Source organism: Microvirga terricola (assembly GCF_011777495.1).
GTDB lineage: Bacteria > Pseudomonadota > Alphaproteobacteria > Rhizobiales > Beijerinckiaceae > Microvirga > Microvirga terricola.
Genome location: NZ_JAATJS010000001.1, coordinates 541,532 through 563,040, shown reverse-complemented (window position 1 = coordinate 563,040; position 21,509 = coordinate 541,532). Strand labels below are relative to the sequence as shown.

At 62.9% G+C, this 21,509-nt stretch carries 20 protein-coding genes; 13 read left to right on the top strand and 7 right to left on the bottom strand.

All coding sequences use genetic code 11. The annotated features are described in order from the left end of the window. Window positions 1-158: 158 nt before the first annotated feature. From mnmG to pip, 6 genes are read left to right on the top strand one after another with little or no spacing between them, the layout of a single operon-like run. Window positions 159-2,045, top strand: a complete 1,887-nt coding sequence (gene mnmG / locus HB375_RS02705; protein WP_167671403.1) for a tRNA uridine-5-carboxymethylaminomethyl(34) synthesis enzyme MnmG — start codon at window positions 159-161, stop codon at window positions 2,043-2,045. Beyond that, on the top strand, window positions 2,042-2,668 hold the full coding sequence (rsmG, locus tag HB375_RS02700; RefSeq protein WP_167671402.1) for a 16S rRNA (guanine(527)-N(7))-methyltransferase RsmG: 627 nt from the start codon (window positions 2,042-2,044) through the stop codon (window positions 2,666-2,668). The genes mnmG and rsmG overlap by 4 nt, the downstream gene beginning before the upstream one ends. Next, window positions 2,665-3,504, top strand: coding sequence for a ParA family protein (locus tag HB375_RS02695; protein ID WP_167671401.1), 840 nt, complete (start codon window positions 2,665-2,667; stop codon window positions 3,502-3,504). Before rsmG ends, HB375_RS02695 begins: the two co-directional genes overlap by 4 nt. Before the next feature lie 32 nt (window positions 3,505-3,536). Then, complete coding sequence (locus HB375_RS02690) at window positions 3,537-4,421, top strand: ParB/RepB/Spo0J family partition protein (RefSeq protein WP_167671400.1); 885 nt, start codon at window positions 3,537-3,539, stop codon at window positions 4,419-4,421. A gap of 43 nt (window positions 4,422-4,464) precedes the next feature. After that, window positions 4,465-5,448 carry a threo-3-hydroxy-L-aspartate ammonia-lyase gene (locus HB375_RS02685; protein WP_167671399.1) on the top strand — a complete coding sequence of 328 codons (984 nt, stop codon included), beginning with the start codon at window positions 4,465-4,467 and terminating at the stop codon, window positions 5,446-5,448. A gap of 28 nt (window positions 5,449-5,476) precedes the next feature. After that, the gene (gene pip / locus HB375_RS02680; RefSeq protein WP_167671398.1) at window positions 5,477-6,445 is read left to right on the top strand and encodes a prolyl aminopeptidase; all 969 of its coding nucleotides are present in this window, start codon (window positions 5,477-5,479) and stop codon (window positions 6,443-6,445) included. A 9-nt stretch (window positions 6,446-6,454) separates the two neighbouring features. Here pip and holA read toward each other — a convergent pair whose 3' ends face one another. The 3 genes from holA to leuS are packed head-to-tail and all read right to left on the bottom strand — an operon-like array spanning window position 6,455 to window position 10,637. After that, the gene (gene holA / locus HB375_RS02675) at window positions 6,455-7,474 is read right to left on the bottom strand and encodes a DNA polymerase III subunit delta (protein WP_167671397.1); all 1,020 of its coding nucleotides are present in this window, start codon (window positions 7,472-7,474) and stop codon (window positions 6,455-6,457) included. A gap of 3 nt (window positions 7,475-7,477) precedes the next feature. Further along, complete coding sequence (gene lptE, locus HB375_RS02670; RefSeq protein WP_167671396.1) at window positions 7,478-8,029, bottom strand: LPS assembly lipoprotein LptE; 552 nt, start codon at window positions 8,027-8,029, stop codon at window positions 7,478-7,480. Further along, a complete protein-coding gene (gene leuS / locus HB375_RS02665; RefSeq protein ID WP_167671395.1) occupies window positions 8,016-10,637 on the bottom strand; it encodes a leucine--tRNA ligase in 2,622 nt (873 codons plus the stop codon). The genes lptE and leuS overlap by 14 nt, the downstream gene beginning before the upstream one ends. A 122-nt stretch (window positions 10,638-10,759) precedes the next feature. Here leuS and HB375_RS02660 point away from each other — a divergent pair, with 122 nt between their 5' ends. Further along, window positions 10,760-11,446: a YggS family pyridoxal phosphate-dependent enzyme gene (locus HB375_RS02660; protein ID WP_167671394.1), complete on the top strand. Its 687-nt coding sequence runs from the start codon at window positions 10,760-10,762 to the stop codon at window positions 11,444-11,446. 196 nt (window positions 11,447-11,642) lie between these two features. On the opposite strand, the gene HB375_RS02655 is transcribed toward HB375_RS02660, so the two are convergent. After that, window positions 11,643-12,479, bottom strand: coding sequence for a DUF3800 domain-containing protein (locus HB375_RS02655; protein ID WP_167671393.1), 837 nt, complete (start codon window positions 12,477-12,479; stop codon window positions 11,643-11,645). Between the two features lie 360 nt (window positions 12,480-12,839). Between HB375_RS02655 and HB375_RS02650 the strand changes: the two genes are divergently transcribed. The 4 genes from HB375_RS02650 to HB375_RS02635 all read left to right on the top strand — a co-directional run bounded on the left by HB375_RS02650 (window position 12,840) and on the right by HB375_RS02635 (window position 16,751). After that, window positions 12,840-14,369 carry an ATP-binding cassette domain-containing protein gene (locus tag HB375_RS02650; protein ID WP_167671392.1) on the top strand — a complete coding sequence of 510 codons (1,530 nt, stop codon included), beginning with the start codon at window positions 12,840-12,842 and terminating at the stop codon, window positions 14,367-14,369. Between the two features lie 242 nt (window positions 14,370-14,611). Further along, complete coding sequence (locus tag HB375_RS02645; protein ID WP_167671391.1) at window positions 14,612-15,250, top strand: 2OG-Fe(II) oxygenase; 639 nt, start codon at window positions 14,612-14,614, stop codon at window positions 15,248-15,250. A 14-nt stretch (window positions 15,251-15,264) separates the two neighbouring features. Beyond that, on the top strand, window positions 15,265-15,891 hold the full coding sequence (locus HB375_RS02640) for a 2OG-Fe(II) oxygenase (protein ID WP_167671390.1): 627 nt from the start codon (window positions 15,265-15,267) through the stop codon (window positions 15,889-15,891). Next, window positions 15,888-16,751: an FkbM family methyltransferase gene (locus HB375_RS02635; protein ID WP_167671389.1), complete on the top strand. Its 864-nt coding sequence runs from the start codon at window positions 15,888-15,890 to the stop codon at window positions 16,749-16,751. Before HB375_RS02640 ends, HB375_RS02635 begins: the two co-directional genes overlap by 4 nt. On the opposite strand, the gene HB375_RS02630 is transcribed toward HB375_RS02635, so the two are convergent. Continuing rightward, window positions 16,724-17,608, bottom strand: a complete 885-nt coding sequence (locus HB375_RS02630) for an ATP-grasp domain-containing protein (protein WP_167671388.1) — start codon at window positions 17,606-17,608, stop codon at window positions 16,724-16,726. The genes HB375_RS02635 and HB375_RS02630 overlap by 28 nt on opposite strands. A gap of 9 nt (window positions 17,609-17,617) precedes the next feature. After that, entirely contained in the window at window positions 17,618-18,151 is a 534-nt protein-coding gene (locus HB375_RS02625; protein WP_167671387.1) for a L,D-transpeptidase family protein, read from the bottom strand. A gap of 205 nt (window positions 18,152-18,356) precedes the next feature. Here HB375_RS02625 and HB375_RS02620 point away from each other — a divergent pair, with 205 nt between their 5' ends. Together HB375_RS02620 and HB375_RS02615 are read left to right on the top strand one after the other, a co-directional pair. After that, window positions 18,357-19,043 carry a response regulator transcription factor gene (locus HB375_RS02620; RefSeq protein ID WP_167671386.1) on the top strand — a complete coding sequence of 229 codons (687 nt, stop codon included), beginning with the start codon at window positions 18,357-18,359 and terminating at the stop codon, window positions 19,041-19,043. A 4-nt stretch (window positions 19,044-19,047) separates the two neighbouring features. Continuing rightward, a complete protein-coding gene (locus tag HB375_RS02615; RefSeq protein WP_167671385.1) occupies window positions 19,048-19,551 on the top strand; it encodes a cyclic nucleotide-binding domain-containing protein in 504 nt (167 codons plus the stop codon). A 13-nt stretch (window positions 19,552-19,564) separates the two neighbouring features. Here the strand turns inward: HB375_RS02615 and HB375_RS02610 are convergent, their stop codons facing one another. Next, complete coding sequence (locus HB375_RS02610) at window positions 19,565-21,379, bottom strand: methyl-accepting chemotaxis protein (RefSeq protein ID WP_246728292.1); 1,815 nt, start codon at window positions 21,377-21,379, stop codon at window positions 19,565-19,567. Window positions 21,380-21,509 lie beyond the last annotated feature (130 nt).

Sequence of the window (21,509 nt, the reverse complement as noted above, 5' to 3'; positions counted from 1 at the left end):
CTCTGTTCGCAAGGGTGGGAGAGGGAGTCGATAAGCAGCGGAGAGGATGTGGACAGGATGTGCAGAACGCGCCCGCGACCGGCGATGTTTCACGTGAAACATTTTGCCCTTTTGACCGCGACCCCGACAGGCCCTACAGCCCTGTCTCGGAGATTTCCATGATTCATCGATTCGATGTCATCGTTGTCGGCGGCGGCCATGCCGGTGCCGAGGCCGCGACCGCTGCCGCGCGCATGGGCGCGCGCACGGCGTTGGTGACGCACAAGGCCGCCACCATCGGGGCCATGTCGTGCAACCCGGCCATCGGCGGTCTCGGCAAGGGACATCTGGTCCGCGAGATCGACGCCCTCGACGGCGTGATGGGGCGCATTGCCGACCAGGCGGGCATCCAGTTCCGCCTGCTCAACCGCCGCAAAGGCCCCGCCGTGCGCGGCCCCCGTACCCAAGCCGACCGTAAGCTCTATGCCCGCGCCATGCAGGCTGAGCTGGCGCAGACACCCAACTTGACCATTGTCGAGGGCGAGGCGGACGACATTCTGGTCCGGGACGGCCGGGTCACAAGCCTGCTCCTGAGCGATGGCCGCCGACTTGAGACCGGGGCCGTGGTGCTCACCACCGGCACGTTTCTCTCCGGCCTCATCCATATCGGCGAGCGCAAGATTCCGGCGGGGCGGATGGGCGAACGCCCGTCCCTCGGTCTCCCCAAGACCTTTCAGCGGCTCGGCTTCACCCTCGGGCGTTTGAAGACCGGCACGCCGCCCCGCCTCGACGGCCGCACCATCGATTGGGCCTCGGTGGAGAAGCAGGCCGCCGACGACGAGCCGGTGCCGTTCTCGGCCCTGACCTCCAAAATCACCGTGCCGCAGATCGAGTGTGGCATCACCCGCACCACTGCGCCGGTCCATGAGCTGATCCGGGGCAATCTGCACCGCGCGCCGATGTATTCCGGCGACATCCAGGGAAGGGGTCCGCGTTATTGCCCCTCCATCGAGGACAAGGTGGTGCGCTTCGGGGACCGGGATGGGCATCAGATCTTTCTGGAGCCGGAAGGGCTCGACGACATCACCGTCTATCCCAATGGCATCTCAACCTCCTTGCCGGAGGACGTGCAACTGAGCCTGCTGCCTCACATCCCCGGCCTCGAAAAGGTCCGCATGATCCAGCCGGGCTATGCGATCGAGTACGATTATGTCGACCCGCGCAACCTCACCCCGAGCCTGGAGACCAAGGCCGTGCGGGGGCTGTTTCTGGCAGGGCAGATCAACGGCACGACGGGCTATGAGGAGGCCGGAGCGCAAGGTTTGGTCGCGGGCCTCAATGCCGCTCGCCGGGCGGCCGGTCAGGATGGCGTCGTCTTCGACCGGGCGGAATCCTATATCGGGGTGCTGATCGACGATCTCGTGACCCGCGGCGTGAGCGAACCCTACCGCATGTTCACCTCGCGCTCGGAATATCGCCTGAGCCTGCGCATCGACAATGCGGATGAGCGGTTGACGGGCAGAGGGCTCGATATTGGCTGCGTCGGTGCCGAGCGCGCGGCCCACTTTGCGGCCTCGCAGGAGGCTATCCGCAGCACCACCGTGCAGCTCCAGGCCCTGGCGGTGACGCCGAAAGAGGCTGCCCGATACGGCCTCGAGCTCAATCAGGACGGCATCCGGCGCAGCGCCTATCAGCTCCTGTCCTATCCCAATATCGGCTGGGAGAAGCTGGTGACGGTCTGGCCGGAATTGGCCTCCGTGCCGGCCCCCGTCAAGGAGCGGCTGGAAACCGACGCGACCTACGCGGTCTATCTCGACCGGCAGAAGGCGGATATCGCCGCCTATCGCCGGGATGAGGGCGTGGTGTTGGAGGAGAGCATCGACTTCCAGAGTCTTCCCGGCCTGTCGAACGAGATCAAGGCCAAGCTCGATCTGGTGCGCCCGCAGACCTTGGGGCAGGCGGCCCGCATCGAGGGTATTACGCCCGCCGCGCTGACCCTTCTCGCTGCGCACGCCAAGAAGCATGCCGCGCGGACGACACCCGACATGGATGCCTTTGCCTCATGACCACCACTGCGGACCTTCTCGCGCCCTTCGATGTTTCACGTGAAACAGAGGAGAGGCTCTCCCTTCTCGCGAGCGAATTGCGCCGCTGGCAGGCGATCAAGAACCTGGTCGGGCCGGGCACCCTTGATCACATCTGGGACCGACACATTGTCGACTCGCTCCAGCTTCTCGACCTTCAACCGGAGGCACGGACCTGGCTCGATCTCGGATCGGGGGCGGGCTTTCCCGGGCTGGTGCTGGCCATCGCCGGTTTCGAGCGCGGCCTCACCGTCCACATGGTCGAGAGCAATTCGCGCAAATGCGCCTTCCTCCGTCACATCGCCCGGCTGACCGGGGTCCACGCCAAGGTGCACGAGGCGCGGATCGAGACAGTCATTCCGGATTTCGTCGGCGTCGCCGATGTGGTTTCCGCAAGGGCACTCGCCTCGCTAACCAAACTTCTGGAATGGACTGAACCATTGTTGAAAGCGGGGACAACTGGCCTGTTTCCGAAGGGCCGGGAGGTCGAGTCGGAATTGACCGAGGCGCGGGAATCGTGGACATTCGAGGCAGAGATCCTGCCAAGCCGGACCGATTCCGAGGCCAGGATCGTTCGTATCACCTCCATCGAGAGCCTGTCATGACCACCGACCCCAGCGGATCCGAAGCCGGAACGCGTCCGGGCAAGCCCCGCATTCTGGTGCTCGCCAATCAAAAGGGCGGCGTCGGCAAAACGACGACAGCCATCAACCTCGGCACGGCCCTTGCCGCCATCGGCGAGAAGGTCCTGATTGTCGACCTTGATCCTCAAGGCAACGCGTCGACCGGCCTTGGCATCGACCGCAAGAGCCGCAGCGTCTCCACCTATCATGTGCTCGCCGGCGAAGCGTCGCTGGCCGAGGCCATCACCGAGACGGTGGTGCCGCGCCTCTTCGTGGCGCCCTCGACTCTCGACCTGTTGGGCATCGAATTGGAGATCGCCAGCGAGCGCAACCGCGCGCACCGGCTCCGCTCGGCCATCGAGGCTCTGATGGGCGGTGAGGTAAGCGATCCCTTTACCTATGTTTTGATCGACTGCCCGCCTTCGCTAAATCTTTTGACAATCAATGCGCTCACGGCCTCTGACGCCGTTCTGGTGCCGCTCCAATGCGAATTTTTCGCGCTGGAAGGCCTCAGCCAGTTGCTCAAGACGGTCGAACAGGTCCGCTCGGCCCTGAACCCGCAATTGTCGATCCACGGCGTGGTGCTGACCATGTTCGACCCGCGCAACAACCTGGCAGGCCAGGTGGTGGCCGACGTGCGCGAGTTCATGGGCAACAAAGTTTACGAGACGATGATCCCGCGAAACGTTCGTGTGTCGGAAGCGCCGTCGCACGGCAAGCCGGTGCTGCTCTACGACCTGAAATGCGCAGGCTCGCAGGCCTATCTTCGACTCGCTTCCGAAATCATTCAGCGCGAGCGCGCCTTGCGCGCCGCGTGACAGTTAAAAAGTCAAAGCAATTGAGAAAACCGATGGCAGAAGAAGGTAAGTCGCGTTTGGGTCGGGGATTGGCGGCGCTGATCGGGGAGGTCGGCGACGAGATCGGCACGGTCGAGCGCGGCGGCGGCAAGGGCCAGCGCAAGGTGCCGGTGGAGTTCTTGCGCCCCAACCCGCGCAACCCGCGCAAGCATTTTGAGGATGGCGAGCTGCAGGAGCTGGCGCAGTCCATCAAGGATCGCGGCATTATCCAGCCCATCGTCGTGCGTCCCGTGCCGAACAAGGCGGATGCTTACGAAATCGTGGCGGGCGAGCGGCGCTGGCGTGCTTCGCAGGTCGCGGGCCTGCATGAGGTGCCGATCGTCGTGGTCGATATCGACGACAAGACCTCGCTCGAATACGCGATTCTCGAAAACGTCCAGCGCGCGGACCTCAACCCCATCGAAGAGGCGCTGGGTTATTCGCGCCTGATGGCCGAGTTTTCCTACACGCAGGACAATCTCTCAAAGATCATTGGCAAGAGCCGCAGCCATATCGCCAATATGATGCGTCTCAACGACTTGCCGGATTCGGTGAAAACGCTTCTGGTCAACCGCCAGATCACGGCGGGCCACGGTCGCGCTCTCCTGGCGGTGAAGGATCCACTCGGCGTCGCCAAAAAGATCATGAGCGCGGGCCTGAGCGTACGCCAGGTCGAGGAGATCGCGCAGACCGATAACGCCGAGCCTTCCAAGCTCGAGACGAAATCGGCCAAGCCGAAGCCGGCAAAGGACCCCGACACCCGCGCCCTCGAAAAGGCGCTGCAGGACGTGCTGGGCCTTGCCGTCACCATCGACCACAAGGGCGACGGCGGCGAATTGCGCATTCGCTACAAGACCCTGGAGCAGCTCGACGGCCTCTGCCGCCGGCTGAATCCGTAAGCGCGAAAAATCTTATTTATCAAAGGGTTGGGCAGGGAAGACCATGAGCGCACAAAGTCAAGATAACCCCGCCCTTCCGACGTATGAGGACGTGGTCGCTGCCGCCGGGCGGATCGAGGGAATCGCCCATCGCACGCCCGTGCTCACGTCACGCACGGCGGACGCGAAAACCGGCGCGACGCTGTTCTTCAAGGCCGAGAACCTGCAGCGGGGAGGGGCCTTTAAGTTCCGCGGGGCCTATAACGCCATTGCGCGGCTTTCGGGCGATGCGAGAAAATACGGCGTCGTGGCCTTCTCCTCGGGCAATCATGCCCAGGCCATCGCCTATGCGGGCCAGCTGCAATCCGTGCCGACCGTCATCATCATGCCACAGGATGCGCCGCCCCTGAAGATCGCGGCGACGAAGGCCTATGGCGCGGAGGTCGTGCTTTTCGACCGCTACAAGGACGACCGCGAAGAGATCAGCCGACGGCTCTCCACCGAGCGCGGCCTGACCCAGATCCCACCTTATGACCACAACGACGTGATCGCCGGGCAGGGCACGGCCGCCAAGGAACTGATCGAAGAGGTTGGTCCCCTCGATATGCTCGTGGCTTGTGTCGGCGGCGGCGGTCTGCTCGCCGGCTCGGCATTGGCGGCAAAGGCGCTTTCGCCAAACTGCCGCATTTTCGGCGTCGAGCCGGAAGCGGGCAATGACGGCCAGCAATCTTTTCGGACCGGCTCTATCGTCAAAATCGGCGTGCCGAAAACCATCGCCGACGGCGCACAGACTCCCTCTCTCGGCCAAAAAACCTTCCCTATTATCCGCGCTCTGGCGACGGACATGGTGACCGTCACCGACGCAATGCTGGTGGACACGATGCGCTTCTTCTTCGAGCGCATGAAGATTGTGGTCGAACCCACCGGCTGCCTTGCGGCGTCGGCGGTTTTGAACGGTGTCGTTCCCACCGCCGGCAAGCGCGTCGGCATCATTGTGAGCGGCGGCAACGTGGACCCGAAGGCTCTGGCGGGGCTTTTGGCTGACTGACGAGAGCGGCCCCTGAGACGCTTCGAAAATGACCGGTCTTTACCCAGAAATCGAACCCCATGACGCTGGCATGCTCGATGTCGGCGACGGGCATCGCATTTATTGGGAGATCTGCGGCAATCCTGAGGGCAAGCCCGCGCTCGTTCTGCACGGCGGGCCCGGCTCCGGCTGTACTCCCGGCGCGCGACGGTCCTTCGATCCTGACGCCTATCGCATCGTTCTGTTCGACCAGCGCGGATCCGGTCGAAGCACGCCGCATGCGAGCGAGCCCGGCATCGATTTGTCCGCCAACACCACCGCTCATCTGTTGGCCGATATCGAACGGCTGCGGGAGCATCTCGGAATCGAGCGGTGGCTGGTGCTCGGCGGATCATGGGGATCGACGCTGGCGCTGGCCTATGCCGAACGTCACCCTGATCGTGTGACCGAGATGGTGCTCTTCAGCATCGCCCTCACGTCAGCCTCGGAGATCGATTGGATCACGCGCGGCGTCGGCATGTTCTTTCCCGAAGCTTGGGCCCGCCTTCGCGACGGTGTCCGGGAGGCGGAACGCGACGGCTGCCTTGTCGAAGGCTACCATCGTTTGCTCATGAATCCCGATCCTGCGGTCCACGAAAAGGCGGCGCGGGACTGGTGCAATTGGGAAATGGCCATCGTCGCGGTTCATCCTAACCACAAGCCCCATCCCCGTTATGAGCAAGCGGCGTTCCGGTTGGGCTTCGCCCGCCTCGTCACACATTATTGGCGCCACAGAGGTTGGCTGGTGGACGGGATTCTGGTGCGGAACGCGGGCCGTCTCGCGAGTATTCCTGGCGTTCTGATCCATGGCCGCGTGGACATCGGCGGTCCGCTCATCACGCCCTGGCGGCTCAAGGAGCACTGGCCGGGGAGTGAACTCATCGTCGTCGGCGAGGCCGGCCATGATGCGCGTGATCCGGGCATGACCGAATCGATCGTCGCCGCCACGAACCGTTTCGCTGTGCGCCGCCACGTCTGAACTGCGGCCTCACCGCCGCGCCGCACGCGCCAAATCGAGCAGTGTTTTCGCCGCGATGGTATCGGCCAGGTCCGCCTGACGGCGGGTATCCAGCAGGCTCGCCTGGATCTGCGCGATCGCCTGCTTCAGACTTTCGCTCGTCCAGCGCTGCAACTGGCGTTCCACCAGCGGTTTGCGGCGAAAGTGCAGGCCGCGCAGGCTTTCCACCGCTGTGCTGACGGGGCGGCCTTCCTCGACGATGAGGCGGGCGGAGAGCAGCGTGAGCGCATGGCGCAGGGCCGCGCCCAGCACTTGTGAGGCATGGACACCCTCGGCCGCCAGACGGCGGGAGCCGGTTTCGAGGCCTGCGCCTTCGCCGGCAAAGGCGGCGTCCACCACCGCATCCATGGCGAGGCTCGAAACGTCGCTCATGATCGCGTCCACGTCGGCGAGCGTGATTTCGCCCTGGCCGTGGGCGTAGAGCATCAGCTTTGCGAGTTCTCCGCGCGTGGCGAGCCGGTCGCCGCCGAGGCTGGCCAAAAGGGCGGTGCGGGCATCGCGGCTCAGTGAGAAGCCACCTTTCTGCAAGGTCTCATCCACGACCGCGCCGAGATCGCGGCCGGTATCGCCGTAACAGGGCAGGGCGAGCGCGCGTTGCGAGCGTTCGCAGACGGTGCGCAAGGGCGCGGTTTTGGCGAGGTCGCCGCCTTCGATGACGATGACCGTGTCCTGCAACTCGCCTTTGAGCACCGCATCGACGGCGGGTGCGATGTTGCGGGACGTTGCCTTGATCCAAAGCGCCCGTTTGCCGCCGAATAGCCCGACCGTTCCCGCTTCGTCCGCCAGCCGTGCTGGATCGGAGGCGATGTCGTCGCCGTCGATGCGAATGAGCTGGAACGGGTCGGCGGGATCGTCGACCGAGCGCTCCGCAACCAGGCGGGCGCGCTCGTTGATCAGGCCGATATCGGGTCCATAGAAGAGATAGACGCCAATGCGTGGGTCGACGCGCCGCAGCACGCCGTCCACATCATTGGCCTTGACGGCGACCATCGATCAGGAGCGGGCCTGAAGGGTAGCCGCAAGCCGCGTCTTGACCTGTTCCGTCAGAGTTTTTGCGAGCCGGATCTCCGCCTCGCGCGCGGCGCGCACGCTTGCGAAACGCTGCTCGAACCGGTCGTAAGTGGCCTGCGAGGTCGCCGTACCCTTGGTGATCACGGTGGCGCCGTCGGGGGTCGTCAGCGTGTAGGTCAGATTGCCGACCAACGTTGCCGATTGTGCGCGGCCCGATTGGGCGTCGACGATCGGCGTGTTGAGTGTCTGAGCAAGCGACAGGTTCAGCACGTATTTCTTCGGCGTGGCCGAGCCCGAGCCATTGAGGGCATAGATCAGCTCGCTGCGCAGGTAATGGCCGATGCGCGCCTGCTGATCGGGCCATTTGACCTCCGGCACGTCGATGGAAGCCAGCACCGACTGGAGCGATTCGCCCGAAGCCGTCGGCCCGTAGAGGGGCCGGAAGCAGGCGGAGACGCTGAGCGTGAGGCCTGCCGCGAGAGCGAGGCGGGCGAGACCCGTGAAGTTCAGGCCCTTGAGGTTAAGCGACGACATTCACGATCCTCTGTGGGACGACGATGATCTTGCGAGGCGGCTTGCCTTCCATAGCCTTTTGCACGGCCTCAAGCGAGAGCACAGCGGCTTCGATGGTGGCCTGATCCGCATCGCGCGCCACGGTGACGTCGGCGCGCTTCTTGCCGTTCACCTGCACGGGCAGGGTGATGGAGTTTTCCACCAGCAACGAGCGGTCCACCGCCGGCCAGGCGGCCTCTGCGGCCAGCCCCGATTCGCCGAGCGCCTCCCAGCATTCCTCCGCCAGATGCGGCATCATGGGCGCGAGCATCTGGATGAAGATGCGGCCCGCTTCACGGACGGCCTGGGCCAGGCCCGGTTCGTTGGCGGCCTTCCCCTGCTGCACGAGGTCATGCAGGCTGTTGGCCAATTCGTAGAGCTGGGCGACGCCGCGGTTGAAGCGCAGGCGCTCGATGTCTTCCTCCACCGCGGCCAGCGCCTTGTGGGCGGCCTTGCGCAGGGCGGTGGCAATGGGGCCGTCCGCCGCCGCGCCGTCGGACGCGGTCGAACGGTCGGCGATTTCGCCGACGAGACGCCACACACGTTGCACGAAGCGACCCGCGCCCTGCACGCCTTCCTCGGTCCAGATCACGTCGCGCTCCGGCGGCGAATCGGACAGCATGAACCAGCGGGCGGTATCCGCGCCGTAGGAAGCGATGATCTCGTCCGGATCGACCGTGTTCTTCTTCGATTTCGACATCTTCTCGATGGAGCCGATGGAAACCGGAGCGCCCGTGGTGACGTGAAAAGCTTTTCGCGTGGCGCCGTCAGACTCGAAGCGCACTTCGCTCGGCTGAATCCACGCGCCGCTCGTGTCCTTGTAGGTCTCGTGTACCACCATGCCTTGCGTGAAGAGGCCGGCGAAGGGCTCGTCGAGCCCCGCATGGCCGACCTTCTTCATGGCGCGGGTGAAGAAGCGCGAATAGAGCAGGTGCAGAATCGCGTGCTCGATGCCGCCGATATACTGATCGACCGGCAACCAGGCATCGACCGTCGCACGGTCGGTGGGCTTGTCCGTCAGTGTCGGATCGGTGAAGCGCGCAAAGTACCAGGACGAATCGACGAACGTGTCCATCGTGTCCGTCTCGCGCCGGGCTTTTCCGCCGCATGTCGGGCACTTCACGTGCTTCCAGGTCGCGTGCCGGTCGAGCGGGTTGCCCGGCACGTCGAAGGACACATCCTCCGGCAAGGTCACCGGAAGCTGGTCCTTCGGCACGGGCACCACGCCGCAATCGTCACAGTGGATGATCGGGATCGGGCAGCCCCAATAGCGCTGGCGCGAAATGCCCCAGTCGCGCAGGCGGAAATTCACCTTGCGCTGGCCGACCGACTTGTTGCCGCGTGTTTCTGTCTCCAGACGGCGGGCGACCTCTTCCTTGGCATCCGCGATGGTCATGCCATCGAGGAAGCGGGAATGGATCATCCGGCCCTCACCGTCATAGGCCGTGTCGGTGATGACGAAGGTGGCGGGGTCCACGTCCGGCGGGCAGACGACCGGCGTGTTGCCGAGGCCGTACTTGTTGACGAAATCGAGGTCGCGCTGGTCATGCGCCGGGCAGCCGAAAATCGCGCCCGTGCCGTATTCCATGAGCACGAAATTCGCCACATAGACCGGCAGCGTCCATGACGGATCGAAGGGGTGAACCGCGCGGATGCCCGTGTCGAAGCCGAGCTTCTCGGCCTTGTCGATGGCCTCTTGGGCCGTGCCGGTGCGTTTGCACTCCTCGATGAAGGCAGCGAGATCCGCATTCTTTGCGGCGACGGCCTTCGCCAGCGGATGGTCGGCGGCTATCGCCACGAATTTTGCGCCGAACAGGGTGTCCGGGCGGGTGGTATAGACTTCGACCTCGGCCTCGCCGTTCGGCGCGCTCTGGGGCTGGAGTGCGAAGCGGACCAGCAAGCCCTCCGAGCGGCCGATCCAGTTGCGCTGCATCAGACGCACCTTTTCCGGCCAGCGGTCGAGGGTGTCGAGCTTGTCGTTCAGGTCCTGCGCGTAATCGGTGATTTTCAAAAACCACTGGGTCAGTTCGCGCTGTTCCACCAGCGCGCCCGAGCGCCAGCCGCGCCCGTCGATGACCTGCTCGTTGGCGAGCACGGTGTGGTCCACCGGGTCCCAGTTCACCTTGGCAGTCTTGCGGTCGACCAGGCCCCCCTCGAGAAAATCGAGGAACATGCGTTGCTGGTGCTTGTAATAGCTCGGATCGCAGGTCGCGATCTCGCGGCTCCAGTCGATGGCGAGCCCCATGGATTGCAGCTGGCCGCGCATGGTCGCGATGTTGGCGTAGGTCCATTCCTTGGGGTGGACCTTGTTCTGCATGGCCGCGTTTTCCGCCGGCATGCCGAAGGCGTCCCAGCCCATCGGGTGGAGCACGTTGAAGCCCTTGGCGCGCTTGTAGCGCGCCACCACGTCGCCCATCGTGTAGTTGCGGACGTGGCCCATATGGATGCGCCCCGACGGATAGGGGAACATCTCGAGCACGTAATATTTCGGCCGCGGGTCGTTATTGTCGGTCTTGAACAGATCGCGGTCGTTCCAGACCTTCCGCCATTTCGGCTCAGCTTCCTTGGCGTTGTAGCGCTCGGGCCTCATTTTTCTTCGATATCCGTCATTACAGCGATGGTGGCAGCTTGCGCCGCCGGGTTGGCGCGGACTAGGACACACCTCATCCGCGCGGTCAACGGCTTCGCGCGCGAGAGGAGGCTAAAGACGCCATGAGCGACACCGATTCCGTCGAACGCCTGAAAGAGGTCCAGGCCAGCGTGAAGCGCTGGGCTGGCGATTACGGGCGCGATCCCGCCTCGGTGATCCTGGTCGCGGTCTCCAAAACCTTCCCGGCGGAAGACATCGAGCCTGTGCTTGCCGCCGGACAGCGCGTGTTCGGCGAGAACTACGTGCAGGAGGCGAAGGCCAAGTGGCCGGCCCTGCGCAAGCGCTATCCCGGCGTCGAACTCCACCTCATCGGCCCGCTGCAATCCAACAAGGCCAAGGAGGCGGTCGAGCTTTTCGACGTGATTCACACCCTCGACCGGCCCTCGCTCGCCGAGGCGCTGGCAAAGGAAATCGCCAAGCAGGGCAAGAAGCCCCGCCTTCTGGTCCAGGTGAACACGGGCGAGGAGCCGCAAAAGGGCGGCGTCGCGCCTTCCGAGCTCGACGCGTTTCTGGAGGCCTGCCGAAACAAATACGGCCTCGTCGTCGAGGGCCTGATGTGCATCCCTCCGGCGGAGGACCCGCCGTCCCCGCATTTCGCCATGCTCAACACGCTGGCCAAGCGCAACGGCCTGACAATTCTCTCCATGGGCATGAGCGCCGATTACGACGCGGCGATCCAACTCGGGGCGACGCATGTGCGGGTGGGCAGCGCGATTTTCGGGACGAGGCCGAAGGCGGGCCTCAATTAAGTTGAGAAACTACCACCGGTAAAAAATCGAGTCGGATCAAATGTTTAGCTAAGTATTTGGTTTTTCGGCGAGAATCCTTGAAATCTTGGGATCAATCGTGTATACAACGCTAAGGCAGCCATGCGCCGGAGCAACCCAGAGCAGTCGAGAGATTGCAGGCGAGAAATCGCAATTATGGGCCGGGGGGCTGCCGACTTCATTTAAAAAGATCGATTAAACGTCTTTGCTCTGCGTTAAGCGTCATATCATTGTGCCGCGGTACGAGCTTAAGCCCGTAACTCAGATAGTTGCCATTCCGCTCGTAAACCGTCCGCTTTAGAAGCTCCGCATATCGCGACTCGCAATTCCCATACTTGTCAGCCTCAACCCCGCTTGCGAAAGCCGAAGCAACTACATCAGCTAATTGAAGGCCTGCGTGGGTAGAGTGATCTTTTGCATCGATGCCGTCTATATCGATAACCGGCCAGTGAATTTTTACATCGTTATCTTGGGCACTTCTTAAGCGCTCCAAATACGACCTAAAATCTGGGTATGACATGCCGCCGCGGCGGGAAAAGGTGATCATAACTCTTCCATCGCCTTGTGGTACGCGTGGACGCAAATCTCGGCAAAGCCAGGAAAGTCTCTCAATCAAATAACGAGTCAAATAGAAATAGAGCTGATTTTTATCGGTATATGTGCCGTCCGGAATAGTCGTTTTATTCGAGAGAATACTCAAAGAGCGAATTGGACGTGCTGCGAGGCTCCTGCAGGCGGCAAGTTTTTGCCCATGGGCCATGTGTGCAAAATGTATAGTTCTTTTTCGTTTCTCCGGCATCAAGGCGGAGATTTCATCACGCCAACCAACAGCGTCCAGATCAAACGACTTGCGAAAAACGCAGGCAGAAATCACAAGCCAACTTGATGAACCGCCATGTGCTCCGGGCTGGCGAAAATTTCCGATCCCATCATCTCCGGATTCATCAATGTAAGCGACAAAACTATGAGTCATGCCGCTTACGCTAAACGATGACTCAGCTTGGGAAAAAGCCACCTACAGCGCTTATCCCACAAAGAATTAAGTCCGCTTGAATTCTCGATTTGAGTTGAAACGTTCAAAAATCATGCTTAAGTTTCTCGATCCGCCACACGAACCAGGGAGGGCTGCATGTACAAGCGAATTCTGCAACGCATGTTTGGCCCCTGGCAGGCCCTGCAGCAGCTTGTTGCAGGGCGGACCATCGAACGGATCTAAGGGCTTCTCTCCCTTCAAAATCTCTTCCGGTCGGCTCTGAACGGCTTTTCGCGTCCGCCCCTAAAACGGGTCCGGCGCGTCCCAAAGGACGTTTGCGTTTCGCGCGCCTCAAAATGAACCCTCGCGGTCGGCGCGCTTTCTGACTGAAGAGATTTTCTCATGGGCTCCATCAGCCTTCGCGATGTTGCTGTCATCGCCTCCACGCCTCTTTTTCGAAATCTGAACCTCGTCATCGGCGAGCGGGACCGCCTCGGTCTCGTGGCCGGCAATGGCGCGGGTAAATCGACGCTTCTCAAATGTCTCGCGGGGCTCATCGAGCCGACCTCCGGCGAGATTATTCGTTCGCGCGGAATGCGCGTCGCGCTCGTCGAGCAGGATGTGCCCGAAACGTTGCTCGATCTCTCGCTGCATGATGCAGTGTTGAACGCGCTTCCGCCGCTCGAGCGCGACACGCAGGAATGGCGCGTGCATGTGGTGCTCGATGAATTTGAGACGCCGCCCGATCTGCGCGAGCGTCCTGTGCGCGCATTGAGCGGCGGCTGGCAGCGCCTGGCGCTGATTGCGCGGGCCTGGGTGACGGAGCCCGATGTACTGCTCTTCGACGAACCCACCAACCACCTCGACCTCGAAAAGCTTCTTCTGCTGGAACGCTGGATCGCGAATGCGGCGGGGTCGATTCCGATGGTGATCGCCAGCCACGACCGCGATTTTCTCGACGCCTGCACGACCAAAACGCTTTTCCTGCGCCCCGAGACTTCAGTGATGTTCGCGCATCCCTATCGCCGCGCGCGGGGTCTCTTGGCCGATCACGATGCAGCGCTCGCCGACAAGAACGAGAAAGATCGGCGCGAGATCAAACGGCTGCGGCAGAATGCGGGCGAATTGCGCAATGTCGGCATCAACAGCGGCAGCGATCTGTTGTTGACCAAAGCCAAGCAGCTCAACAAGCGCGCCGAGGCGCTGGAGGATGGCTTGCAGGCGCTTCACAAGGAGCGCTCCGGCGAGATTCGCCTCGGCAATCGCGGCACGCATGCGCGCGTTCTCCTGACGCTTGAAAATGTCACCGTGTGCAGGCCCGACGGCGCGCGACTGTTCGAAATCCCGAAGCTCGAAGTCGCTCAAGCCGACCGCATCGTCCTGTTGGGCAAGAACGGCGCGGGTAAATCCCAGCTCATCCGCCTGCTGCACAAAGCCATGAGGGCGCAAGGCGGTGAGGCGGGGATCAAGGTCAGCCCCTCGGTGGCTTTGGGCTACACGGATCAGGATATGTCGCAGCTGCCAGACAAGGCGACGCCGTTCGACTTCATCCTCTCCACCTTCCGCCTCGGCGACCAGAAGAGCATGGGCTTGCTCGCGGGCGCCGGCTTTTCGGTGGAGAAACAGCGTCAGCCGATCGCCAAACTCTCGCCCGGCCAGAAGGCCCGGCTGGGATTGTTGGCGCTGCGGCTCGTCGAGCCGAATTTTTATCTCATGGACGAACCCACGAACCACGTGGACATCCCCGGCCGGGAGGCCTTGGAGACCGAGATCCTCTCCACCGAGGCGACCGGCATCCTGGTCTCCCACGACCGCAGCTTCGTCAAAACCGTCGGTACGCGTTTCCTCGTGATCGAAAGAGCGCGGCTGCGGGAAGAGGACTCGCCGGACGTGTTTTTTGCGGCGCTCGCTGGAGATGCACCGTCCCGATAAGCGCCAAAAACTTCGGGAAGGCGGCTCAAATGCCTTCCCGGAGTTGTCCGGTCCTGGTCCAGCTAAAGTATAACTCTAGGATCCCTGTCCGGCGGTCGCTGTAACCCTAGATTGGTCCATAGCCTGGGAGTGCGCCTTCTGGGTGACCCGGGGGCTGAAAGGATTTTGCGGCGTTTCCGCGCCGATTTTCCATTGAGGCGACGTCATCGGGTCGTGTCGCATCGAGACGATGGGATCGGACCATGAGCTATCTGGATTTTGGCGCGCTTGCGAAAACGCCGCTGACGAAGCAGCCCTTCGACTATGTGATCGTTCCCAATTTCGTGAAGCCGGAGGCTTTCCGCAAAGTCGTGAGCGACTTTCCGGATGTGCCCGGCGCGGGCTCGCATCCGCCGGCGGAATTGAAGATCAGGGGACATTTTGCGGAACTGATCAAAGAGCTGCACGGAGACGCCTTCCGCAAGGCCGTCGAGGAGAAGTTCGACATCGACCTCTCGGGCCGGCCGACCATGTATACGGTGCGCGGTTTCTTGCGAAAGAAGGATGGGTCGATCCACACCGACAGCACGACCAAGATCATTACCGTGCTGCTTTATCTCAACGAGGATTGGGACTTTGACGGCGGACGTCTGCGCCTGCTGAACAACGGGACGGATCTTGAGGATTACGTCACCGAGGTGCCGCCGGTGAACGGCACGCTTCTGGTGTTCCGTCGCTCCGACAATTCCTGGCACGGGCACAAGCCCTATGAGGGCCGCCGCCGCGCCATCCAGTTCAACTGGGTGACGGAAGCGAAGGTCGTGACGAAGGAGCAATCGCGCCACCGCCTCTCGACCCGGCTCAAGAAGATCAAGAGCTTCTTCCTTCCTTCTGCGGCCTGACCTCACGGTGCATCATGACCTCTCTTCTGAACACCGAGGCGATCAGCCAAAGCCGCTATTCCGCCGAGCCCTATCCTCACTTTCTCGGCGCAGGCCTTCTGCGCGAAGAGGCGATCCCGGCCCTGCGCCGGGATTTTCCCAACATCACGAAGCCGGGCTACCTGACGGTCGATGATGTCGATCTCAAAGGCAGCTTCCGCGCGCTCATCGATCAGTTGGAGAGCCCGGAACTGACCGAGGTGCTCTCGAAGCGGTTCGGGATCGATCTGCATCCCTATCCCCGCCTGACGACCATCATGAAACAATCGCAGCCGAAATACGGCGTGATTCACACTGATGGTCCCTCCAAGGTCATGACCATGCTCGTTTACATGAACGACGCGTGGCAGGAAGGGGAGGGCGGGCGCCTGCGCGCGCTCTATAACGGCACCGATTACGAGCCCTATGCCTGCGAGGTGCCGCCCACCATGGGCACGGTCTTCGGCTTTTTGCGCACGGACAATTCCTGGCACGGGCACAGGCCGTTTGCCGGCGAGCGGCGCGTGGTGCAGATCGCCTGGATCAAGGACCAGAAGGAATTGGAGCGCAAGCGCCGTCGCAACGGCTTCGCGCAGATTTTGAAGGGCGTGTTCGGCCGTTGACCGCTTATGTTTCCGAGATGCGCCGCGAGGGGTTCGTGGAGGTCCCGTTCGGGATCTTCGCGCCCACCAATGCTGCCCGTTTCGGCATCGCGCTCACGCGCCGCCTGCCGCCGGGCTGGTTCGGCCGCCGGGCGGCGCTCGTCATCCGCCGCGTGGTGCGGTGGGTTCTGGCCGGGCGGCCGGTGGATACGATGGTCTTTGGCGCGCGGATGCGCCTGTTCGCCTCAGGCAATACCTGCGAGGGACGCATCCTCTTCACGCCGCATCATTTCGACCCGGAGGAGCTTGAATTCCTCGATGCGCGCGTGCGCGCCGGCTTCAAGTTCGTCGATGTCGGCGCGAATATCGGGCCCTATACATTCTTCGCCGCGACGCTCGGCGCGCATGTTCTGGCCTACGAGCCGCAGCCCGACCTGTTCGATCGACTCGCGTTCAACCTACGCCAGAACAACCTGCCGAATGTGAAGGCGATCAATTGCGCGCTCGCCGACCGCGACGGCGACGTGGTGATGTTCATCGACCCGAAAAACAAGGGTCAGTCGAGCATCCAGATCATGCCTGGCGGCGAGATTCTGAACAGCTTGAAGGTGAACGCTATCACGCTCCAGCGCGCGTTGGAGGACGAAGGTTTCGGGCGGCCCGATCTCGTGAAGCTCGATGTGGAAGGCGCCGAAGGCCTCATCCTCGAACCGTTCTTCCGCGAGGCGCCGAAAACGCTCTGGCCCGTCATGGTCATGACCGAGCGCACCCACCGCACCGCGACGAACGACGCGGCGGGAATTCTGGAACGAGCCGGCTACACCCTGATCCTGACGACGCGGCTCAATGTGGTTTATGAGCGGCTGCCGGAGACGGCCTGAGAAGGGCTCTGCCGGTTCAATCGACGAGCGAAGGCCGCAGCGAAATTTTCCGCGCTGCCGGGTGCGAATTCGCAATAGAGATAGGGCTCGATCAGCTCCAGCTCCATCAGCATGAAGCCATCCGCGCGGGCGAGACCATCGACGCGCGCGTAAAGCGGCGTTTCGGGTAGGAGAGCGAGGTAGCGCGACGCTGCTGCAATCACCTCCGGGCTCACATCGACCCGCTCCGGCGTGATGCCGTGCTGCTCGTTGGCTCGCCATTCTCCCGCTTTCAGAATGCGGCGGACGGCGTGGGAAAAGACGCCGTCGATGAAGGTCAGGGTCGTCTCACCCAGGTCACTGATATCGGGCTGGAATTCCTGAAGCAGCGCATCGCGTTTCACCGCATCGACAGGCCAGGTGTTGTCGGCCCGTTCCACCTTCCGCACGCCATGGCCGCTTTGACCGGAGGCGGGCTTGAGAACCGCGCTCTGCCAGCCTTCCTGCTGCATCCGCTCCTCGACCGCCCGGTGGTTCGCGTCAGGCAGATGAAAAGTCCTCGGGACGGCGAGGCCCGCCTCAGCCATCTCGAGCAGATAGGTTTTGCGGAGATTCCAGCGCAGCATCGCTGGCGGATTGAAGAGCCTTGCGCCCCTCGCTTCGAGATCGCCGATCCAATTCTCGAAGCGGGCGGGATCATCATGATAATCCCAGCAGCACAGCGGCAAAACCGCCTCGGCATCCGCGAAAACCTTTGGCGCGGTCTGCTTCCAAGGATGATGCGTCGCGGAAAGCCCCAACGATTCCAGCGCTTTCAGCAAAGCCGCCAGATTCGGGGTCGGGTGCGGATAATCGTTGCAGGTCGCAATCAGGATCATGCAGACCCGCTATCCCACGATCTCGATCTTCGTGTTCGGCCCGATGCGCTCCAGAAGCCGCCGGATCATGCGCGGGTCCACGGCGACGCAGCCCTCGGTCGGTGTGAAGCCGGGCCGGGCGAGGTGGAGGAAAATGGCGCTGCCCCGGCCGCGCCGGATAGGGCCGCGATTCCAGCCGATATCGATGACGATGTCGTAGAGATGATCGTCGCGCCACATCTTTTCGTGGCTGGTGGCGCAGGGCAGGGGGACGAGGCGGTTATAGCGCCGGTCCTTCGGATCATCGGACCAACCGTCGCTGTGGCGAATGGGTCGTAAGCGCAGGCCCGAGCGGGGCCGGGGGCCACGATCGGCCCGGTAAAAGGCCTGAAGCAAGCTGAACCGCCCGACCGGCGAGGCCCCGTCGCCCTCGCGCTTGGCATGGCTGGTGCCGGAGCGCCCGAGCGCGCAGGGTATGACGAGGTTTCCCGCCTGCAAGCGCCCCTGGCGATGGTCGAGCGGCGAGCGGAAGACCCGAATGAGGTTGACGTGGCGGTGCTTCATCGGCAGTGGAAGGGGTGGCGAAGGGCCTTGTTGTCAAGCTGCGAGTGACTACTCTAACGGTGAGAGCGTGATCCGGAAAAGGGGTTCGGGCCGCGTTCATGCGGATCATGCGTGAATAACAGGTCGCGGGCGCGATGGCTTGAGGGCAGGCTGGCGCGTTTCTTTTGCACCGCTCGTTGAGTTCCATTGTGTTGAAGGGTTTGAGATGTCGAATGCCAGCCGCCTCCTCGTCGTGGATGACGATAAGGACCTGCGCGACACGCTCGCCGAGCAGCTTGGATTCGACGAGGAGTTCGAGGTCGTCACCGCGGAAACTGCGACCGAGGCTCTGCAAGCGGTCAAGGCGGGCCGCATCGATCTCGCGATCATGGATGTGGGCCTGCCCGATATGGACGGGCGCGAGGCGGTCAAGATCATGCGGCGCGACGGTTTTCGCAGCCCGATCATCATGCTGACCGCGCAAGGCTCCGACACCGACACCGTCATGGGGCTGGAGGCAGGCGCCAACGACTATGTAGTGAAGCCCTTCAAATTCGCCGTACTTCTCGCCCGCATCCGCGCGCAGCTGCGTCAATACGAGGCCAGCGAGGACGCGGTTTTCCAGATCGGCCATTACACGTTCCGCCCCGGCTCCAAGCTTCTGACCACGGAAAAGGGCTCGAAGCTCAAGCTGACGGAAAAGGAAACCGCGATCCTGCGTTATCTCTACCGCGCCGGTCAGGCGGTCGTCGGGCGCGAAACCCTCCTCACCGAGGTCTGGGGCTACAATTCCAACGTCACCACCCACACCCTCGAGACGCATATCTACCGTCTGCGTCAGAAGATCGAGACCGACCCCTCCAACGCCCGCATCCTCGTCACCGAGCCCGGCGGCTACAAGCTGATTCCGTAAGAAAATGGCGCTCGAAGACGATATCGCGATTCTGGCCAGCGCGCCCCTGTTCAACCTGTTGGACCGGGATGCCCTGCGCCTCGTGGCCTTCGCCGCGGAGAGCCGCAATCTGCGCGCCGGCGACACGCTTTTTCGCAAGGGCGACCGTTCGGATGGCGGCTTCGTCGTCGCCAAGGGTGCCATCGCGCTTGACGCGCAGGACGACGGTTCGCCCGCCGCCTTCGTCGCGGGGCCTGGAGCGGTGATCGGCAAGGCGGCCCTGTTCGCCCGCATCGAGCGCCCCGCCACCGCCACCGCCACCGCTCGTGACGCCACGACCGTGATCCGCGTCAGCCCAAGCCTGATGCGCCGCGTGCTGGAGGAGTTTCCTAACGCGGCGGCGGCGATGGAACAGGCCATGGCCGAGGAACTGACCCGGCTTTCGCGCGGATTGGAGCAGGTGCGCCAGAAGCTGATCGCCATCGACGGCGAGGAAATTCCGGCCAAAATGCCGGATGGGGAGGAGTGAGGGCCTTTCGCCCTCACGCCGCCTTCACTTCCCCTAAGAAGACATCGACCTCACGGCCGAGATTTTCCGCGTGCCGCGACAACTCCTGAGCCGCGCCCAGAACTTGGCTCGCCGCTGCCCCGGTTGCGCCCGCCCCCTGACGCACATCGCCTATATTGCCGGTGACCTGCTCCGTTCCGCGGGCGGCCTCCTGCACGTTGCGGGCGATTTCCGCCGTGGCCGCGCCCTGTTGTTCCATGGCGGCAGCAATCGACACCGAGATCTGCGACATTTCGGCGATGGTCGTCGCGATCTGCTGGATCGCCGCGACGGCCTGTTCAGTCGCCTGTTGAACAGAGCCGATCTGATGCGAAATTTCCTCGGTCGCCTTTGACGTCTGCGTCGCCAATTCCTTGACCTCGGAGGCCACTACGGCAAAGCCCTTGCCAGCTTCCCCAGCCCGCGCCGCCTCGATGGTGGCGTTGAGGGCCAAAAGGTTGGTCTGGCCCGCGATGGTGTTGATTAGCGCAACGACGTCGCCGATCTTTTCCGCCGAACTGGCCAGTGTCTGGACTGTTCCGTTGGTGCGCTGCGCATCGGTCACCGCACGTTCGGCGATCTGCGAGGATTGGCTGACCTGGCTCGTGATCTCGCGGATTGAGATGGACAATTCCTCGGTTGCCGCTGCGACGGTTTGAACATTGGCCGAGGTCTGTTCGGCGGCGGCCGCGACGGCCACGGATTGGGTGTTCGTCTGCGCGGCGACCGCCGTCATGGATTGCGCCGTCCCTTCCATCTCGGTGGCCGAAGCCGCCAGAGTCTGCACGAGGTGACCGACCTTGCTCTCGAACGCCCCGGCCAGTTCCAGCATGGCCCGGCGCTTCTCCGCGCCGGCGCGCGCCGCCTGGGCCTGGCTGTCTTCTTCCAAGCGCTGGCGCTCGACCGCGTTGTCCTTGAACACGAGCACGGACTTGGCCATGTCGCCGATCTCGTCGCCGCGCGCCGCCTGCGACATGTCGACATCAAAGCGGCCACTCGACAGGGCCGTCATGATGGATTTCAGCGCCGTTATTGGCGACAGGACACGTCGGAACAGAACCATACCGGAAGCAGTGAGCGCCAAGCCGAGAATGCCGAGGCATACGGACAACCAGCGCTCCCAGCTGTCGGCCGCCGCGGTCGCTTGCGCGACCGCATTGGCGGTCCGCGTCTCCATCAACTCGAAGAATTCATCGACCGGCCGCATGATTTCGGCCTTATAGCGATGGTATTCCGCCGAGTGCAGCAGGTCGCGGGCAAGCTTGAGGTCCGGCTCTTTCTTGACCGTGTACTTGCCGGCGCTGTCGGCAAAAAGCCCCTTCACCGCGTTCATGGCCTTGACTTCGAGGCCGACGAGGCCGTCCGATTTGGCGGCGGCCAGCTCCAGCTTCTTGAATTCCTGATCGGTGAAGCCTGCCTCCTCCATCAAGGTAAGCAGTGCCTTCGTTTCGCCATTCGGGCGCGGCCGTTTGCCGTCTTCGCCGACGAGATCCCAATAAATCCGATGCGCCAGCTGTGGGCGCGGCTTCTCGCCGTTGCGCATAGCGATCACGTCGAGATACTGCGCCTCGTAGCGCGCGTCCCCGCTGATCGCATAAGTCCGAGCAAGGCGGGTGAGATCGTCGGAACTCTGCCGGAACTCGTCGGCAAGAAGATAGGATTGATACTGCCGCTGATAGGCCTGCACGAGATCGTGCGCCGATTCCTTTTGCTTGTACCAGGTCAACGCGACACCGCCGATGGCGAGGGCGTTGATGCCGAGCAAGGCGATGAAGGCGTTGCGAATGGAGAAGCTGAAGCCGTTGGACATGCTGTTTTGCTAGGGCCCGCCCGCAGCGCCGCGGGAAGCGCGCACCCCCGTGATGCGAACACTCTCAGGCACAAAAAAGCTAGGCTTCTTTGTTTACAGGATGGTTAATATGGCTGTCGTCGAAAGTAAT

Excerpts from the sequence above, each read along its gene's own strand:
- mnmG (WP_167671403.1), top strand. The coding sequence starts at position 159 with ATGATTCATCGATTCGATGTCATCGTTGTCGGCGGCGGCCATGCCGGT.
- rsmG (WP_167671402.1), top strand. The coding sequence starts at position 2,042 with ATGACCACCACTGCGGACCTTCTCGCGCCCTTCGATGTTTCACGTGAA.
- HB375_RS02695 (WP_167671401.1), top strand. The coding sequence starts at position 2,665 with ATGACCACCGACCCCAGCGGATCCGAAGCCGGAACGCGTCCGGGCAAG.
- HB375_RS02690 (WP_167671400.1), top strand. The coding sequence starts at position 3,537 with ATGGCAGAAGAAGGTAAGTCGCGTTTGGGTCGGGGATTGGCGGCGCTG.
- HB375_RS02685 (WP_167671399.1), top strand. The coding sequence starts at position 4,465 with ATGAGCGCACAAAGTCAAGATAACCCCGCCCTTCCGACGTATGAGGAC.
- pip (WP_167671398.1), top strand. The coding sequence starts at position 5,477 with ATGACCGGTCTTTACCCAGAAATCGAACCCCATGACGCTGGCATGCTC.
- holA (WP_167671397.1), bottom strand. The coding sequence starts at position 7,474 with ATGGTCGCCGTCAAGGCCAATGATGTGGACGGCGTGCTGCGGCGCGTC.
- lptE (WP_167671396.1), bottom strand. The coding sequence starts at position 8,029 with ATGTCGTCGCTTAACCTCAAGGGCCTGAACTTCACGGGTCTCGCCCGC.
- leuS (WP_167671395.1), bottom strand. The coding sequence starts at position 10,637 with ATGAGGCCCGAGCGCTACAACGCCAAGGAAGCTGAGCCGAAATGGCGG.
- HB375_RS02660 (WP_167671394.1), top strand. The coding sequence starts at position 10,760 with ATGAGCGACACCGATTCCGTCGAACGCCTGAAAGAGGTCCAGGCCAGC.
- HB375_RS02650 (WP_167671392.1), top strand. The coding sequence starts at position 12,840 with ATGGGCTCCATCAGCCTTCGCGATGTTGCTGTCATCGCCTCCACGCCT.
- HB375_RS02645 (WP_167671391.1), top strand. The coding sequence starts at position 14,612 with ATGAGCTATCTGGATTTTGGCGCGCTTGCGAAAACGCCGCTGACGAAG.
- HB375_RS02640 (WP_167671390.1), top strand. The coding sequence starts at position 15,265 with ATGACCTCTCTTCTGAACACCGAGGCGATCAGCCAAAGCCGCTATTCC.
- HB375_RS02630 (WP_167671388.1), bottom strand. The coding sequence starts at position 17,608 with ATGATCCTGATTGCGACCTGCAACGATTATCCGCACCCGACCCCGAAT.
- HB375_RS02625 (WP_167671387.1), bottom strand. The coding sequence starts at position 18,151 with ATGAAGCACCGCCACGTCAACCTCATTCGGGTCTTCCGCTCGCCGCTC.
- HB375_RS02620 (WP_167671386.1), top strand. The coding sequence starts at position 18,357 with ATGTCGAATGCCAGCCGCCTCCTCGTCGTGGATGACGATAAGGACCTG.
- HB375_RS02615 (WP_167671385.1), top strand. The coding sequence starts at position 19,048 with ATGGCGCTCGAAGACGATATCGCGATTCTGGCCAGCGCGCCCCTGTTC.
- HB375_RS02610 (WP_246728292.1), bottom strand. The coding sequence starts at position 21,379 with ATGTCCAACGGCTTCAGCTTCTCCATTCGCAACGCCTTCATCGCCTTG.